Raw genomic sequence first — 15,318 nt, 5'->3', positions numbered from 1 at the left:
GGAGGGCGCGGAAGCCCGCTGGCGCGCGCGAATTTCGCGCCAGACTGGCTGGCCACTGCTGCCCGCCAGTGCACCGAGCAACCCGGCCACTATTCAGGTACAAATCGCCCAAGCGATTGACCCGCTGCCGCAGCCTGACAGCGATGAGAGCTATCATCTGGAGGTCAACAGCAGCGGTGTACTGCTGAAAGCCAACACGCGCTTTGGTGCGATGCGCGGCATGGAAACGCTGCTGCAGTTGATTGAGAATAATGAGACGGGAACGCAGATTCCTTACGTCACCATAGACGATAAACCGCGATTCCCGTGGCGCGGGGTGCTGATCGATTCGGCGCGCCACTTCCTGCCGATCGAAACCGTCAAGCGACAGATTGATGGTATCGCCGCTGCGCGCATGAACGTATTCCACTGGCATTTGACGGATGACCAAGGCTGGCGTTTTGCTTCAAGCCACTATCCACAGTTACAGGAGAAGGCCAGCGATGGTCTCTTCTACACTCAGCAGCAGATGCGCGATGTGGTGCGTTACGCCACCCAGCGCGGCGTGCGTGTGGTGCCAGAAATTGACGTGCCAGGACACGCTTCCGCGATCGCCGTGGCGATGCCTGAACTGCTGAGTGCGCCGGGTCCTTATCAGATGGAGCGCGGTTGGGGGGTGTTTAAACCGTTACTCGATCCCAGCAACGAAGCGGTGTTTACCTTTATCGATACGCTGATGGGGGAGGTGACGGCCATCTTCCCCGATCCTTATGTTCACATCGGTGGTGATGAAGTCGATCCAACACAATGGAACGACTCACCGAAGATTCAGCAGTTTATGCGCGACCACGGCCTGAAAGACACGCACGCCTTGCAGGCATGGTTCAATCAGCGTGTTGAGAAGATCCTCGAAGCCCACCAACGCCGGATGATTGGTTGGGATGAGGTCTATCATCCCGATCTGCCGAAAAGTATTTTGATCCAATCCTGGCAGGGGCAAGATGCGTTGGGAGAGGCGGCAAAACACGATTTCCGCGGCATTCTCTCAACCGGTTTCTATCTTGATCAGCCCCAAACTGCGGCCTATCACTATCGCAACGAACCCTGGCCGCAGGGCCTCAATGGCCAGGACCAGATTCAAGCCGATGAGCAGGCGCAGAGCTGGCAGTTCACCATGCCGCGCCTGAAAGGCAGCCCGGTAAAAGGCAGCTTCACCCTGGTGGAAGGCAAAAGCGGCTGGCGTGGATTTATTGACTTTAGTGGCAAAGCGCGGCGGATGGTCAGCGACATTCGCTGGCTGTCGCCCACTCAGCTAACGTTTAGCGTTGATACCTGGATGGGGCCTTTCCAGCCGATGGTCACGCTGACACAGGACAAACTGACTGGCTATATGCTGGTGGGCAATGTGCGTTATCCGGCTGAAGGCAGCAAGCTGGCTCAGGTGCCCGCTGGGATTCAACCTTCCGTGCCTTCGCCGGAACAGATGCAAAATAACCTGATGGGCGGTGAAGCGGCACTGTGGGCGGAAAACGTCAATAGCCGGGTGATTGATACCCGCCTGTGGCCGCGCGCCTTTGTGGTGGCAGAACGCCTGTGGTCTGCGAAGGATGTCACGGACAGCGACAATATGTATCAGCGCCTGAGCGCGGTGGATCGTTGGGGCACGGTGTCGGTGGGGCTTCAGCAGCATCAGCAGGCGGAAGTGCAGATGATGCGTCTGGCGAATACCAGCGACATTACACCGCTGCGCGTGCTGGCGGAAGTGCTGGAACCGGCACAGTACTACACGCGCCAGCATCTGAAGTTCCAGGCAGGGCATTATGATTACTTTGAGCCGCTCAATCGCCTGGCGGATGTGCTGCCAGCCGAAAGCGAGCCGGTGCGCTTGCTGGATAAACAGGTGGATGCGCTGATTGCCAACCGAGAGGATCACGCCGCTGCTAACGCCATTCGCCAGCAGCTACAGCGTTGGCAAAACAACAGCGATGCGGTGATGCCGCTGATTTTAGCGAATTACCAGCTTAAGCCGTTGCAGCAGCAGGCACAGCAAGTGGCGCAACTGAGCCGGATGGGGCTGGATTTGGTCAATGCGATGCAGCGCAATCAGGCGTACGGCGCCAGTGAAGTGGCCGACATGCATACCAAACTGGATGCCGCTGCACAGGTGCAGGATGAGACGGTGTTGGCGCTGGTTCGTCCGCTGGAGAAGCTGTTGCGAGCGTCTAAATAACCGATCGCGCCGCTAGGTTAAGCAAACATTTGTGCGGCGAAATTTATGGCGTAATACTCGTCAGTTAAGCGACTGACGATAACGCCGTCTGGAGCCGCACCGGGGCTGGCGGTCCTCGCGCCGCTACGCGGTGCCTTCACTTCGCTCGTCTGCCTTAACGGACCGGTGCCGATGGAACATCCATGTTCCAGCGCCACCTTTCGCCCGCGTCCTGCGGGCTCTCCTGGCATACTCGTTCAGCTCAGCGCTGCGGAATGCCTGCCCCGGTGCGGCCCCAGCCGGCTCATTAGCTTCAGTGTGAGTTGTCAAAAAGGGCACATTGCCCGCACAGAAAAGAAAGGCCACTTATCAATAAGCAGCCTGAGTCCTTAACTGACATACATTACGCAATTTATTGCGCGATGTTTTAAATCAACGGCGAACTGCAATCGCCTCGATTTCAATCTTCACATCTTTTGGCAGACGCGCCACTTCTACGCAAGAACGCGCTGGGAAGCTGGCGTTGTGCTCAGTGAAAAAGGCTTCATAAGTGGCATTTACGGTGGCGAAGTCATTCAGGTCTTTCACGAACACGGTGGTTTTGACAATGTCGCCCACTTTCAGGCCAGCGGCTTCAACAATCGCCTTCACATTCTCCAGCGACTGACGCGCCTGCGCAGAGACATCATCCGCCACGGCCCCGGTCGCCGGATCCACGGGAATCTGGCCTGAAGTGATGATCATGCTGCCAAGATCCACGCCCTGCACATAAGGGCCAATTGCTGCGGGTGCTTTTTCAGTGCTGATTTCGCGAGACATTGTTTCTCCTTGAAAGTGTGCGATTGACACCTGCCAATCACGAAAATGATCGCCCCATTATATACCCTTCATACTTCGAGTTGCAGGTGCGTTGGCTACGTGCATTCACCTCAGTCACTTACTTGTGTAAGCTCCTGAGGATTCATGCACTTGCCGCCTTCCTGAACCTCGAATTGTTTTGAGTTTAGTGGCGACACGAGTGATTACCAGTGGCCGAGAACCACGTGGCGCGCGAACTCTTTCTCGCAGTATTTGCACTTCAGGTGCACATCATCATCACGCTGCTTCACCGCAAAACTGCTGAATACCGGTTCACTGCGGCTGATGCAGTTGCTGTTCGGACAGGTGAGCACGCGCTCAATGCGATCCGGCAGCGTAGGGGCGATCTTGGCCACCACTTCGTAATCGTCGATGCGATTTACCGTGGCGAGTGGCGCGTATACTGCCAGCTGGTTGATCTGATCGTCGGTCAGGAAGGTGTTCTCGATCTTGATCAGATCCTTGCGGCCCATTTCGCCAGAAGGGAGATTCAGGCCAATGGTGATGCGTTGATCGGTTTCGGTCAGACGGAACAGTGACAGCAATTTAAAACCGACCTGCGCGGGAATATGGTCAATCACCGTGCCGCGTTTGATGGCTTCAACCTGCAATTTATTATCGTGAGTCATCGGTTTCTCCTTACAGGGCCAGTTCGCTATTGAGTACCAGTGCTAACAAGGCCTGGCGGGCGAAGATGCCGTTGCCTGCCTGCTGGAAATACCAGGCGTGCGGCGTGCTGTCGACATCAGTGGTGATCTCATCAATACGCGGCAATGGGTGCAGCACCTTCATGTTATCGCGGGCACCGACTAAATCCGCGGCGCGCAGAATGAACTGCGCCTTCACGTTGGCGTACTCGGAAGGATCGAGGCGCTCTTTCTGCACGCGCGTCATGTAGAGAATATCCAGTTCTGGCATCACTTCTTCGATGCTGTCATGACGCGACCACACAATGTTTTGCTCATCCAGCATGTCAGTAATGTAAGACGGCATCGCCAGTGCATCGGGAGCGATAAAGTAAAAACGGTTGCCAGTGAACTTGGCCAGCGCCTGCGTCAGCGAGTGCACGGTGCGACCATATTTCAGGTCACCGACCATGGCCACATTCAGGTTGTCGAGGCGGCTTTGGGTTTCGCGGATGGTGAACAGATCCAGCAATGTTTGTGTTGGATGCTGGTTCGCGCCGTCTCCGGCATTCAGAATTGGGATGCCGCTGGAGAACTCGGTGGCCAGTCGTGCCGCACCTTCCTGTGGATGACGCATCACAATCGCATCCACGTAAGTGCTGATCACGGAAATGGTGTCTGCGAGAGTTTCGCCCTTCTTGCCCAGCGAGGTGTTGCTGCCATCGGCGAAGCCCACCACTGATGCGCCTAAACGATGCATCGCCGTCTCGAATGAGAGACGCGTACGGGTGGAGGCTTCAAAGAAACAGCTGGCAATCACATTGTGCTTCAGCAGTTCCGGCTGGGGATGCGCCTTCAACTGAGCGGCGGTGTGTAACACCAGCTCCAGCTCATCGCGATTGAGGTCGTTAATAGAAATAATGTGCTTGCGATATAGCGGGTTGGCCATAGCGTTCTCCTCTGCGCTGCCGGATTGCGGACAAAAAAAAGCCCCTGCTTAAGGGGCTTTTTTACGATCAATGAATGACGGAAAGAAACAGGTGCATCGCCTGTGGTCAGGCGGGGTAGAGCGGCAAATTGTACGCTGCGCTGTTGCATGTTTCCTCCGGCAAATTGTGGCGCATTATACGCATTCACTGATTTGCATCAAGCAGAAATCGCGCACGGGGTAAACGTTTGCTTTTACGGCTTACCCAGCGTTGCCACCATCACCGCTTTGATGGTGTGCATGCGGTTTTCGGCCTGATCGAACACGATACTGTGCGTTGACTCAAACACCTCGTTGCTCACTTCCATGCCATCATTCAGGCCATACTGCTCTGCCATCTGACGGCCCAAGGTGGTTTGGTCATCATGGAAGGCAGGCAGGCAGTGCAGAAATTTCACCTGTGGATTGCCGGTAAGCGCCAGCATCGCACTGTTCACCTGATACGGGCGCAGCAGCGCAATACGCTCTTCCCACACCGATTTGGCTTCGCCCATCGACACCCAAACATCAGTGTAGATGAAATCCGCACCTTGCACGCCTTCGGCAATGTCTTCGGTCAGCGTGATTTTGCCACCGGTTTGCTGCGCCGCCACGCGGCACTGTTCCACCAGTTGCTCTTCCGGCCAGCAGCCTTTTGGTGCCACCAGACGCAGATCCAGCCCAACCAGTGCAGCAGCTTCCAGCATGCTGTTGCCCATGTTATTGCGCGCGTCACCCACGTACACCAGCGTCATCTCGCTGAGCGGTTTACCCGGTAAGTGCTCTTGCATGGTGAGTAAATCGGCCAGCAGCTGCGTAGGGTGGAATTCGGTGGTCAAACCGTTCCACACAGGGACACCGGCAAACTCTGCCAGGGTTTCGACCAGTTCCTGACCGAAGCCACGATACTGGATACCGTCATACATACGGCCCAATACGCGCGCGGTGTCTTTCATCGATTCTTTATGGCCAATCTGGCTGCCGCTTGGGCCGAGGTAAGTCACGTTAGCGCCCTGATCGTATGCGGCAACTTCGAAAGAGCATCGTGTACGGGTCGAGTCTTTTTCGAAGATGAGCGCGATATTCTTGCCTTTCAGGTACTGGGTTTCAGTGGCATTTTTCTTTGCGTGTTTTAATTCACCTGCGAGATTGAGCAGGTTGGCGATTTCAGCTGGGGTGAAATCCAGCAATCTCAGGAAGTGTCTCGAATACAGCTGACTCATACAGCGCTCCAGATGTGGATCAATAATGAATTAAAATTCAATCTAACCGTATGAATATGCATTTTCAACCCCGGCGTTAAGAAACTTTCTGTTTTGTGTAGTGGCGCGCGAGGCAGTGTGGGAAAATAATTGCATTCACGCCGAACATTTTGAGGACACGCCCATGGCATACGAAGCATTGCTGGAAGAACAGCGCGAAGAAACCCGCCTGATCATTGAAGAGTTGCTGGAGGACGGCAGCGATCCGGATGCGCTTTACACTATCGAGCATCACCTCTCCTGCAACAACTTCGACTCACTGGAAAAAGTGGCGGTGGAAGCTTTCAAACTGGGCTTTGAGGTCAGCGAACCGGAAGAGCTGGAGTTGGAAGAGGGCGGCACCGTGATGTGCGTGGACATCCTGAGCGAAGGGGCGCTGAAAGCCGAACTGATTGATGCGCAGGTTGAGCAGCTGGTGAATCTGGCGGGTAAATTCAACGTCGATTACGACGGTTGGGGCACCTACTTTGAAGATCCAGACGCCGAAGATGAAGATGACGACGGTGATTTCATCGACGACGAAGAAGACGACGGTGTGCGTCACTAAGCCTTAATGGGCGGCAGCTGCCGCCCTGATTGACTTCTCCCGCCAGCATAAAGAACGCCGATGAACTACGCTCCCCTGTTAGAACCCATTCATAATTTTCTGCATTGCCGCACGCCACAAGCGTGGATTGATGAGGCGCGCAAACCGGAAAACCTGACGCTGCTGCTCACCGATCACATGGTGTGTGAGCTTAAGGCGGCACAAACTGCGGTGTTTATTATTCGTAAGTATGTGGCCGATAAGCCGAGTGGCGATGCCATTCTGGCGTGGCTCAAACCTTATGAAGATTTCATTTATCGCGATGAGCCGGACAGCAACTTTATCAATGCGCATAAGAATCTGACCAAAAGCATCATTGTGCGTAACGAACTGCCGTGGGCGGATGACTTAGTCGAGATGATGGTGCTGTTGATCAAAGAAGAGCTGCATCATTTTTATCAGGTCTGGGAGATTATGCAGTCACGCGGTTTGCCATACCGCAAAACCACCGCCAGCCGATACGCCAAAGGATTGATTCGCGAAATCAGCACCTATGAACCCGATGCGCTGGTGGATAAGTTGATTTGCGGTGCGTATATCGAAGCGCGTTCCTGCGAACGTTTTGCCAGCCTTGCGCCGTATCTTGATGATCAGCTGCAGAAATTCTACATCTCGCTGCTGCGTTCTGAAGCACGCCACTATCAGGATTACCTGAAGCTGGCGGAACAGATCTCTGTGAAGGATATTGCCCCACGCGTGCAGACTTTTGGTGAGGCTGAGGCGCGTTTGATCAGCGAGCCTGATGGCGAATTGCGTTTTCACAGTGGTGTGCCAGCGTTTTAAGGTTGGGGTGAGGGCGAGAATCGCCCTCATGTCTGCATCACAGTACCTTCAGCATCCGTACTTCGCAGTCACCGTGGCCAGTGCAGCCCATGGCGTTATCAATCAACTCGAATCCCAGCGACTCGTAGAGCTTAATCGCTCGCGTCAGGCTGCCGGTGGTTTCCAGATAGCAGCGGCGAAAGCCCTGTTGACGGGCATAGTCCATGGCACGCAGCGCGAGCCCACGCGCCAGACCTAAACCGCGCACCTGCGGCAGGAAGTACATCTTCTGCAATTCGCAGATATCCGGCGCGCTACACGCCAGCGGTGCCACACCGCCGCCGCCAACCACCACACCGTCATGCTCAACGATCCAGTATGCGCTATGGGCTTCGCTATAGAGTTCGAACAGCCGATCGAGGTTGGGGTCCGAAACGGTGTAGCCTTTATCTGCCGTGAGGCCGAATTCCGCGGACACATCACGGATCACTTGCGCAATGAGAGGGTTATCGGCCGCAGTAATCGGGCGCACCTGCAAATTCAGTGGCGTAGCGGTGGTCATCATTCTCTTCCGGTGTAAAAAAGCCGGGCAGTGCCCGGCTATGATTTAGCAATTGGACTGATGCGCTTACAATGCCGCAATCACGCCCTGCTGTTCAATCAGTTTTGCTTTTGATTGTTCCAGCTCAACGATGCGATCGCGCTCTTTCGCCACCACTGCTTCCGGTGCACGAGCAACAAAGCCTTCGTTCGCCAGCTTGACTTGGATCTTCTCAATCTCTACATCCAGCTTGGTCAGCTCTTTCGCCAGACGCTCCAGCTCCGCTTCTTTGTTCACCAGATCCGCCATGGGGATCAGCAACTCAGCGCCTTCTACAATCTTAGTGACTGAAAGTGGTCCTTTCTCACCCGCAGGCAAAATCTCCAGGCTGGCCAGACGCGCCAGACGAGACAGGAAGTTGCGGTTCTCTTCCACGCGACGCTGTGCCGCAGGGGAGCAATCACGCAACAACACATCCAGCGGTTTGCCCGGAGAAATGTTCATCTCAGCACGGATGTTACGCACCGCGACAATTGCCTGCTTCATCCACTCGATATCGGCTTTCGCCTCGGCATCTTCTTTCGCCGCGTCAAACTGCGGGAAGGCCTGCAGCATGATGGTATCGTGATCGATGTTCTTCAGACCCTTCACACGCTGCCAGATGGTTTCGGTGATGTAAGGAATGATCGGATGCGCCAGACGCAGCAAGGCTTCCAGCACGGTCACCAGCGTATTACGCGTACCGCGCAGTTCCGCTTCGCTACCGTTGTCCATCACTGGCTTGGTCAGCTCCAGATACCAGTCACAGAACTGGTTCCAGGTGAAGTCATACAGAATGTTGGCAGCGATATCAAAGCGATAGCTATCCAGCGCTTCACGATAGGCTTTCACGGTGCTGTTGAATTCGGTCAGAATCCAGCGGTCTGCCAGCGACAGCTTCATCTCGCCGCCATTTTGACCGCAATCATGCTCTTCGGTGTTCATCAGCACGAAACGGCTGGCGTTCCACAGCTTGTTACAGAAGTTGCGATAGCCTTCCAGACGCTTCATATCCCAGTTAATATCGCGGCCGGTTGAGGCCAGCGCCGCCAGGGTAAAGCGCAATGCGTCGGTACCGGATGCCACAATACCGTCCGGGAACTGCTTCTCGGTACGTTTGCGGATCTTCTCAGCCAGCTGTGGCTGCATCATGTTACCGGTGCGTTTTTCCAGCAGATCTTCCAGTGAAATCCCGTCGATCATATCCAGTGGATCGATGACGTTACCTTTCGATTTCGACATCTTCTGGCCTTCTTCATCACGGATCAAACCGGTCATATAGACGGTTTTAAACGGTACCTGCGGCTTACCGTTTTCATCTTTGATGAAGTGCATGGTCAGCATGATCATGCGCGCGATCCAGAAGAAGATAATATCGAAGCCGCTCACCAGCACGCTGGTTGGGTGGAAGGTGCGCAACGCTTCAGTATTCTCTGGCCAACCCAGGGTGGAGAACGTCCACAGACCGGATGAGAACCAGGTATCCAGCACGTCGTCGTCCTGACGCAGAACGACCACGTCAGCCAGGTTATTTTCCTGACGCACTTCTTGCTCCGTGCGGCCAACATAGACGTTACCGTCGTTGTCGTACCATGCAGGGATACGGTGGCCCCACCACAGCTGACGTGAGATGCACCAATCCTGAATGTCACGCATCCACGAGAAGTACATGTTTTCGTACTGTTTTGGTACGAACTGGATATCGCCATTCTCTACCGCTTCAACCGCGACTTTCGCCAGCGGAGCGGTGCGAACATACCATTGGTCGGTGAGCATTGGCTCGATGACTACGCCGCCACGGTCGCCGTAAGGAACGGTCAAGTCGTGAGGTTTGATTTCGTCCAACAGGCCGATTTCGTCAACCGCAGCCACAATCGCTTTACGCGCCGCGAAACGTTCCATTTTCTGGAGCTGGGCTGGGATCTCATCCGCACACTCGTCGCTGACTTCGCCATTGGTGTCGAACACTTCCGCACGTTCACGGATATCGCCATCAAAGGTCAGGATGTTAATCATCGGCAGCTTGTGACGACGACCGACTTCATAGTCATTAAAGTCATGCGCAGGGGTGATCTTCACGCAGCCGGTGCCTTTTTCCATGTCCGCGTGCTCATCGCCAACGATCGGGATGCGACGATTCACCAGCGGCAGGATCAGCTCTTTGCCGATCAGATCTTTGTAGCGCGGATCTTCCGGATTCACCGCCACGCCGGTATCGCCCAACAGGGTTTCCGGACGGGTGGTGGCAACCACCAGATAATCTTTACCTTCTGCAGTTTTAACGCCGTCAGCCAGTGGATAGCGGATATGCCACATAGAGCCTTTGCTCTCGCGGTTTTCCACTTCCAGATCGGAGATAGCCGTGCGCAGTTTAGGATCCCAGTTCACCAAGCGCTTGCCACGGTAAATCAGGTTCTCTTTATACAGGCGGACGAAGACTTCACGCACCGCGTTAGACAGGCCTTCATCCATGGTGAAGCGCTCACGCTCCCAATCCACGGAGTTGCCGAGGCGACGCATCTGACGCGTAATCGTGCCGCCAGATTCCGCTTTCCACTGCCAGATTTTGTCGATGAAGGCGTCACGACCATAATCCTGGCGGGTTTTGCCCTCTTCAGCGGCGATCTTACGTTCAACAACCATCTGCGTCGCGATACCGGCATGGTCAGTACCTGCCTGCCACAGGGTATTTTTCCCCTGCATACGCTGGTAACGGATCATGGTATCCATGATGGTCTGCTGGAAAGCGTGACCCATATGCAAGCTGCCGGTGACGTTCGGCGGCGGGATCATGATGCAAAAGCTTTCCTGGCTGGTATCGCCATTCGGTTTAAAGTAGCCCTGCTGTTCCCAGTGCTCGTAGAGCGGCTGCTCGATATCTTGCGGGTTATATGTCTTTTCCATTTCTACACTGTCGTTTGCGGCGGAGGTGGCGTCGCCGTATTCAATTGGAAACCAACGCTGCGATAGGCTTTATAGCGGTCGCGCGCTAGTTGTTTTAAGGATTCTTCGTAAGGAACAAAGTCTATCACTTCATGGAAACCCGTAGCAAAATCTGCGAACTGTGGCAGCAAACTGATCAACAGGTCGCGCGGTGAACTGCCACGGCGCTGCGGCCAGGCCAGTTCCACCGGCGCACCGTAACGCGGGCCTTCACCGGCCAGGTTATGGGGCACAAAAGCGTTGGCGGGGCGCTGCCATAGCGCTTCATCCAGACGGTTGGCCTGCTCTTCGTTTTCACAGGCAATCAGTATGCGCTTGCCGTCACGCCAGCGTGTTTCGGCCAGATCGCACACCAGGGCTTCGATGGCGCTGAGGCCGTCGCTGGCGCTTTCTGACTCCATCACATAGAAAGTGGCGTTTTTCATGGCGGGGTTATTTCCATTGATGACTGTGGGGCATTGTGCTTCAGCAAGTCCGCTGCGTCCAATAATAAGGTCGCCATTAAAGGCGACCCTACAAGTCCAGTAGGGTGCGCATGTATGCGCACCGTTTCAATGATCGCAGAAGACTTTAATCGTCGCCGTTCAGACCCGCGCGGTTCAACAGGAACTGCGACAGCAAAGGAACCGGGCGACCAGTGGCACCTTTGGCCTTGCCAGAGCGCCATGCGGTGCCCGCGATATCCAGGTGTGCCCAGTTAAACTTACGGGCGAAGCGTGCCAGGAAACAGGCGGCAGTGATAGCACCGCCGGGACGGCCACCAATGTTCGCCATATCGGCAAAATTGGATTCTAGCTGTTCCTGATACTCATCGGCCATTGGCAGACGCCACGCACGGTCACCGGACTGCTCGGAAGCACTGATCAGCTCGTGTGCCAGTGGGTTGTGGTTTGACATCAAACCACTGACATGGTGACCCAGTGCAATCACGCAAGCACCGGTCAGAGTAGCAATATCAATCACCACTTCTGGCTCGAAACGCTCAACGTAGGTCAGCGCGTCACACAGCACCAGACGGCCTTCGGCATCGGTGTTCAGCACTTCCACGGTCTGACCGGACATGGTGGTCAGCACATCGCCAGGACGCATCGAGCGGCCATCCGGCATGTTCTCACAGCCGACCAGCACGCCGACCACGTTCAGCGGCAGATTGAGTTCCGCCACCATGCGCATCACGCCGTACACTGAGGCCGCACCGCACATGTCGTACTTCATCTCATCCATCGAGTCAGCCGGTTTGATCGAGATACCACCGGAATCGAAGGTCAGGCCTTTACCGACCAGCACAATCGGACGTGCTTCCGGATCGGTACTGCCTTTGTACTCAATCACTGACATCAGCGATTCATTGTGCGAACCGGCACCGACCGCCAGGTAAGCGTTCATGCCCAGCTCTTTCATCTGCTGTTCGCCGATCACACGCGTGGTGACATTTTTGCTGTAGGCATCGGCTAACTGACGCGCCTGCGACGCCAGATACGCGGCGTTACAAATATTCGGCGGCATGTTGCTGAGATCTTTGGCGGCTCTGACACCGGCTGCCACCGCTAAACCGTGCTGAATAGCACGTTCGCCACTGGTGAGTTCACGGCGCGTTGGTACATTGAACACCAGCTTACGCAGCGGACGACGCGGTTCGACCTTATTGCTTTTTAACTGATCGAAGTTGTAGAGCGCTTCTTTCGAGGTTTCCACCGCCTGGCGAACTTTCCAGTAGGTATTGCGCCCTTTAACGTGCAGTTCAGTCAGGAAGCATACGGCTTCCATTGAGCCGGTGTCGTTCAGCGTGTTGATGGTTTTCTGAATCACCTGTTTGTACTGGCGTTCATCCAGCTCACGCTCTTTACCACAGCCGATCAGCAAGATGCGCTCGGACAGGATATTCGGCACATGGTGCAGCAACAGCGTCTGGCCAACCTTGCCTTCCAGTTCACCGCGGCGCAGCAGAGCGCTGATGTAGCCGTCGCTGATTTTATCCAGCTGCTCGGCAATAGGTGATAAACGGCGCGGTTCGAAAACGCCAACAACGATGCAGGCGCTACGCTGTTTTTCCGGACTACCGCTTTTTACACTGAACTCCATGCACTCTCCTGAATCTTAAAGACAACGGCCTTAGCTGTCGTTAGAATGTAGCGCGTTCGTAACCCATTATTTTGTTGCGACGCCATGACAATTTAACGCTGGCGGTCATAATGAGTAGGGGTGGAAATGTGTTGTTTTTTCACCACTCTAACGCGTTCGTCATACTATTTTAGCTACGATGACGGCCATTGATGAAGAAAAATGGCTGATAAGCGTTGAAACTAGCGATTTTCCTGCAAAAAGACAAGTTATCACAGGCGTACTAAGCGTGATCATCATTAGATATCTGGTTCGGGAAACGCTCAAAAGCCAGCTGGCTATCCTCTTCATCCTGCTACTGATCTTCTTTTGCCAGAAGTTAGTCAGGATTTTGGGTGCTGCGGTGGATGGCGAGATCCCAACAAATCTGGTTCTGACATTGTTAGGACTTGGCGTGCCTGAAATGGCACAACTTATCCTGCCCCTAAGCTTGTTTCTGGCGATTTTAATGACCCTTGGGCGGCTGTACACCGAAAGTGAAATCACGGTGATGCATGCCTGCGGACTGGGCAAAAGCGTGCTGGTTAAGGCCGCGATGATTTTGATGTTGCTCACCTCGGCGGTAGCGGCAGTCAACGTCATCTGGTTAGGGCCATGGTCATCGCGTTATCAAGATGAAGTGACGCAAAATGCCAAGGCCAACCCAGGTGCGGCAGCGCTCGCGGCGGGTCAGTTCCAGACCTCCAGCGACGGCAATAGCGTGCTGTTCGTGGAAAACGTGAAAGGCAACCATTTTGGTAGCGTGTTCCTGGCGCAGCTGCGTCCGAAAGGGAATGCACGTCCTTCAGTGGTGCTAGCCGACAGCGGTCATATGGAGCAGCGTAAAGACGGCTCGCAGGTGGTGACCCTGGATAAAGGCACGCGCTTTGAAGGCACGGCCATGTTGCGCGATTTCCGTATCACGGATTTCACCAATTATCAGGCGCTGGTGGGCTACAAGGAAGCCACGCTCGATCCGAACGACGCCGATCAGGCGAGTATCAGCACGCTATATAAGAACAAAACACCGCAGTTCCAGGCGGAGTTCCACTGGCGTTTAACCTTGGTGTTTGCCGTGTTGGTGATGGCGCTGATGGTGGTGCCGTTGAGTGTGGTCAACCCACGCCAGGGCCGTGTGCTGTCAATGCTGCCCGCTATGCTGCTGTACTTGATCTTCTTCCTGTTACAGAGTTCGTTGCGATCTAACGCGGCGAAAGGCAAGTTCGATCCCGCCATCTGGATGTGGGTGGTGAACCTCGCTTACCTGGCGCTGGCGGTGATCTTGAACCTGTGGGATACGGTACCGATGCGACGCATTCGTGGCCGCTTTAGCCGTGGAGGATCGGTGTGATGTTTAAGGTCCTTGATCGCTATATCGGTAAAACCATCTTCAATACCATCATGATGACGCTGTTCATGCTGGTGTCGCTGTCGGGCATCATCAAGTTCGTCGATCAGCTGCGTAAAACCGGGCAGGGCGCCTATACCGCGCTGGACGCTGGCTATTACACGCTGCTCAGCGTGCCAAAAGATATCGAAATCTTCTTCCCAATGGCGGCGCTGCTGGGTGCGCTGCTGGGGTTGGGGACATTGGCACAGCGCAGTGAACTGGTCGTCATGCAGGCATCGGGCTTTACCCGTCTGCAGGTCGCGCTGGCCGTGATGAAAACCGCGATCCCGCTGGTGCTGTTGACCATGGCCATCGGACAATTTGTCGCCCCTCAGGGCGAGCAGATGGCGCGTAACTACCGTGCACAGCAGCTGTATGGCGGTTCGTTGATGTCGACCCAGAGTGGCTTATGGGCAAAAGATGGACATGATTTCATCTACATCGAACGCATCAAAAGCGATAGCGAGATTGATGGTGTCAGCATCTATACCTTCACCGATCAGCGTCGTTTGCAGAGCGTGCGTTATGCCGCAAGTGCCACCTGGAATGCGGATAAGAAATTGTGGGTGCTGTCGCAGGTGGATGAGTCCAATCTCAGCGATGCCAAGCAAATCACCGGCTCACAGAGTCTGGGCGGGGAATGGAAAACTAACCTGACTCCCGACAAACTCGGTGTGGTGGCGTTGGACCCGGACGCGCTGTCGATCAGCGGCCTGTATAACTACAGCAAATATCTCAAGCAGAGCGGCCAGGTTTCCGGACGCTATCTGCTGAATATGTGGGGCAAAATCTTCCAGCCGCTGTCGGTTGCGGTGATGATGCTGATGGCGCTGTCGTTTATCTTTGGTCCGCTGCGTAGCGTCTCGATGGGGGTACGTGTGGTCACGGGTATTAGCTTTGGCTTCCTGTTCTACGTACTGGACCAGATCTTCGGCCCGCTCAGCCTGGTTTACGGCATCCCGCCGATTCTGGGTGCCATCCTGCCAAGCGCCGCGTTCTTCGCGATAAGCTTGTATATGCTGCTGAAACGCCGTTGATTGAAGAGTGGGCCGCATG

Annotated in this window: 14 protein-coding genes; 5 read left to right on the top strand and 9 right to left on the bottom strand. The window is 54.9% G+C overall.

The features are described 5' to 3' along the window. Window positions 1-2,209 (top strand): family 20 glycosylhydrolase (locus PSSD_RS09720; RefSeq protein WP_058971053.1); only part of this gene is annotated, 2,209 nt, incomplete at its 5' end. Between the two features lie 17 nt (window positions 2,210-2,226). On the opposite strand, the gene PSSD_RS27435 is transcribed toward PSSD_RS09720, so the two are convergent. From PSSD_RS27435 to argF, 5 genes are all read right to left on the bottom strand, one after another. After that, window positions 2,227-2,439, bottom strand: coding sequence for a hypothetical protein (locus tag PSSD_RS27435; protein ID WP_167347666.1), 213 nt, complete (start codon window positions 2,437-2,439; stop codon window positions 2,227-2,229). Window positions 2,440-2,620: 181 nt separating this feature from the next. Further along, window positions 2,621-3,007 (bottom strand): 2-iminobutanoate/2-iminopropanoate deaminase, encoded by a 387-nt coding sequence (gene ridA, locus PSSD_RS09715; protein WP_034826478.1) that lies wholly within the window; start codon window positions 3,005-3,007, stop codon window positions 2,621-2,623. A 203-nt stretch (window positions 3,008-3,210) separates the two neighbouring features. Continuing rightward, window positions 3,211-3,675, bottom strand: coding sequence for an aspartate carbamoyltransferase regulatory subunit (pyrI, locus tag PSSD_RS09710; protein ID WP_039327601.1), 465 nt, complete (start codon window positions 3,673-3,675; stop codon window positions 3,211-3,213). 10 nt (window positions 3,676-3,685) lie between these two features. Then, the gene (pyrB, locus tag PSSD_RS09705; RefSeq protein WP_058971050.1) at window positions 3,686-4,621 is read right to left on the bottom strand and encodes an aspartate carbamoyltransferase; all 936 of its coding nucleotides are present in this window, start codon (window positions 4,619-4,621) and stop codon (window positions 3,686-3,688) included. 233 nt (window positions 4,622-4,854) lie between these two features. Further along, window positions 4,855-5,862 carry an ornithine carbamoyltransferase gene (argF, locus tag PSSD_RS09700; RefSeq protein WP_039327605.1) on the bottom strand — a complete coding sequence of 336 codons (1,008 nt, stop codon included), beginning with the start codon at window positions 5,860-5,862 and terminating at the stop codon, window positions 4,855-4,857. A gap of 163 nt (window positions 5,863-6,025) precedes the next feature. On the opposite strand from argF, the gene rraB reads away from it, so the two are divergent. After that, a complete protein-coding gene (gene rraB, locus PSSD_RS09695) occupies window positions 6,026-6,448 on the top strand; it encodes a ribonuclease E inhibitor RraB (protein WP_039327607.1) in 423 nt (140 codons plus the stop codon). Between the two features lie 60 nt (window positions 6,449-6,508). Continuing rightward, window positions 6,509-7,270 carry a tRNA isopentenyl-2-thiomethyl-A-37 hydroxylase MiaE gene (gene miaE / locus PSSD_RS09690; protein WP_039327609.1) on the top strand — a complete coding sequence of 254 codons (762 nt, stop codon included), beginning with the start codon at window positions 6,509-6,511 and terminating at the stop codon, window positions 7,268-7,270. Window positions 7,271-7,307: 37 nt separating this feature from the next. Here miaE and PSSD_RS09685 read toward each other — a convergent pair whose 3' ends face one another. The 4 genes from PSSD_RS09685 to pepA form a co-directional block, all read right to left on the bottom strand. Continuing rightward, the gene (locus tag PSSD_RS09685; RefSeq protein ID WP_439654592.1) at window positions 7,308-7,814 is read right to left on the bottom strand and encodes a GNAT family N-acetyltransferase; all 507 of its coding nucleotides are present in this window, start codon (window positions 7,812-7,814) and stop codon (window positions 7,308-7,310) included. A 63-nt stretch (window positions 7,815-7,877) separates the two neighbouring features. Beyond that, window positions 7,878-10,733 (bottom strand): valine--tRNA ligase, encoded by a 2,856-nt coding sequence (locus PSSD_RS09680; RefSeq protein WP_058971044.1) that lies wholly within the window; start codon window positions 10,731-10,733, stop codon window positions 7,878-7,880. A gap of 2 nt (window positions 10,734-10,735) precedes the next feature. Next, window positions 10,736-11,197 carry a DNA polymerase III subunit chi gene (locus PSSD_RS09675; protein WP_058971041.1) on the bottom strand — a complete coding sequence of 154 codons (462 nt, stop codon included), beginning with the start codon at window positions 11,195-11,197 and terminating at the stop codon, window positions 10,736-10,738. Window positions 11,198-11,342: 145 nt separating this feature from the next. Continuing rightward, window positions 11,343-12,854, bottom strand: coding sequence for a leucyl aminopeptidase (pepA, locus tag PSSD_RS09670; RefSeq protein WP_039327616.1), 1,512 nt, complete (start codon window positions 12,852-12,854; stop codon window positions 11,343-11,345). 268 nt (window positions 12,855-13,122) lie between these two features. Between pepA and lptF the strand changes: the two genes are divergently transcribed. Then, window positions 13,123-14,223 carry an LPS export ABC transporter permease LptF gene (gene lptF, locus PSSD_RS09665; RefSeq protein ID WP_058971038.1) on the top strand — a complete coding sequence of 367 codons (1,101 nt, stop codon included), beginning with the start codon at window positions 13,123-13,125 and terminating at the stop codon, window positions 14,221-14,223. After that, entirely contained in the window at window positions 14,223-15,299 is a 1,077-nt protein-coding gene (gene lptG, locus PSSD_RS09660; protein WP_058971035.1) for an LPS export ABC transporter permease LptG, read from the top strand. Before lptF ends, lptG begins: the two co-directional genes overlap by 1 nt. Window positions 15,300-15,318: the final 19 nt, after the last annotated feature.

This window comes from Type-D symbiont of Plautia stali, assembly GCF_001485335.1.
Taxonomy (GTDB): domain Bacteria; phylum Pseudomonadota; class Gammaproteobacteria; order Enterobacterales; family Enterobacteriaceae; genus Pantoea; species Pantoea vagans_C.
The sequence above is the reverse complement of the archived record's forward strand: the minus strand, read 5'-3'. Positions and strand labels throughout refer to the sequence as shown.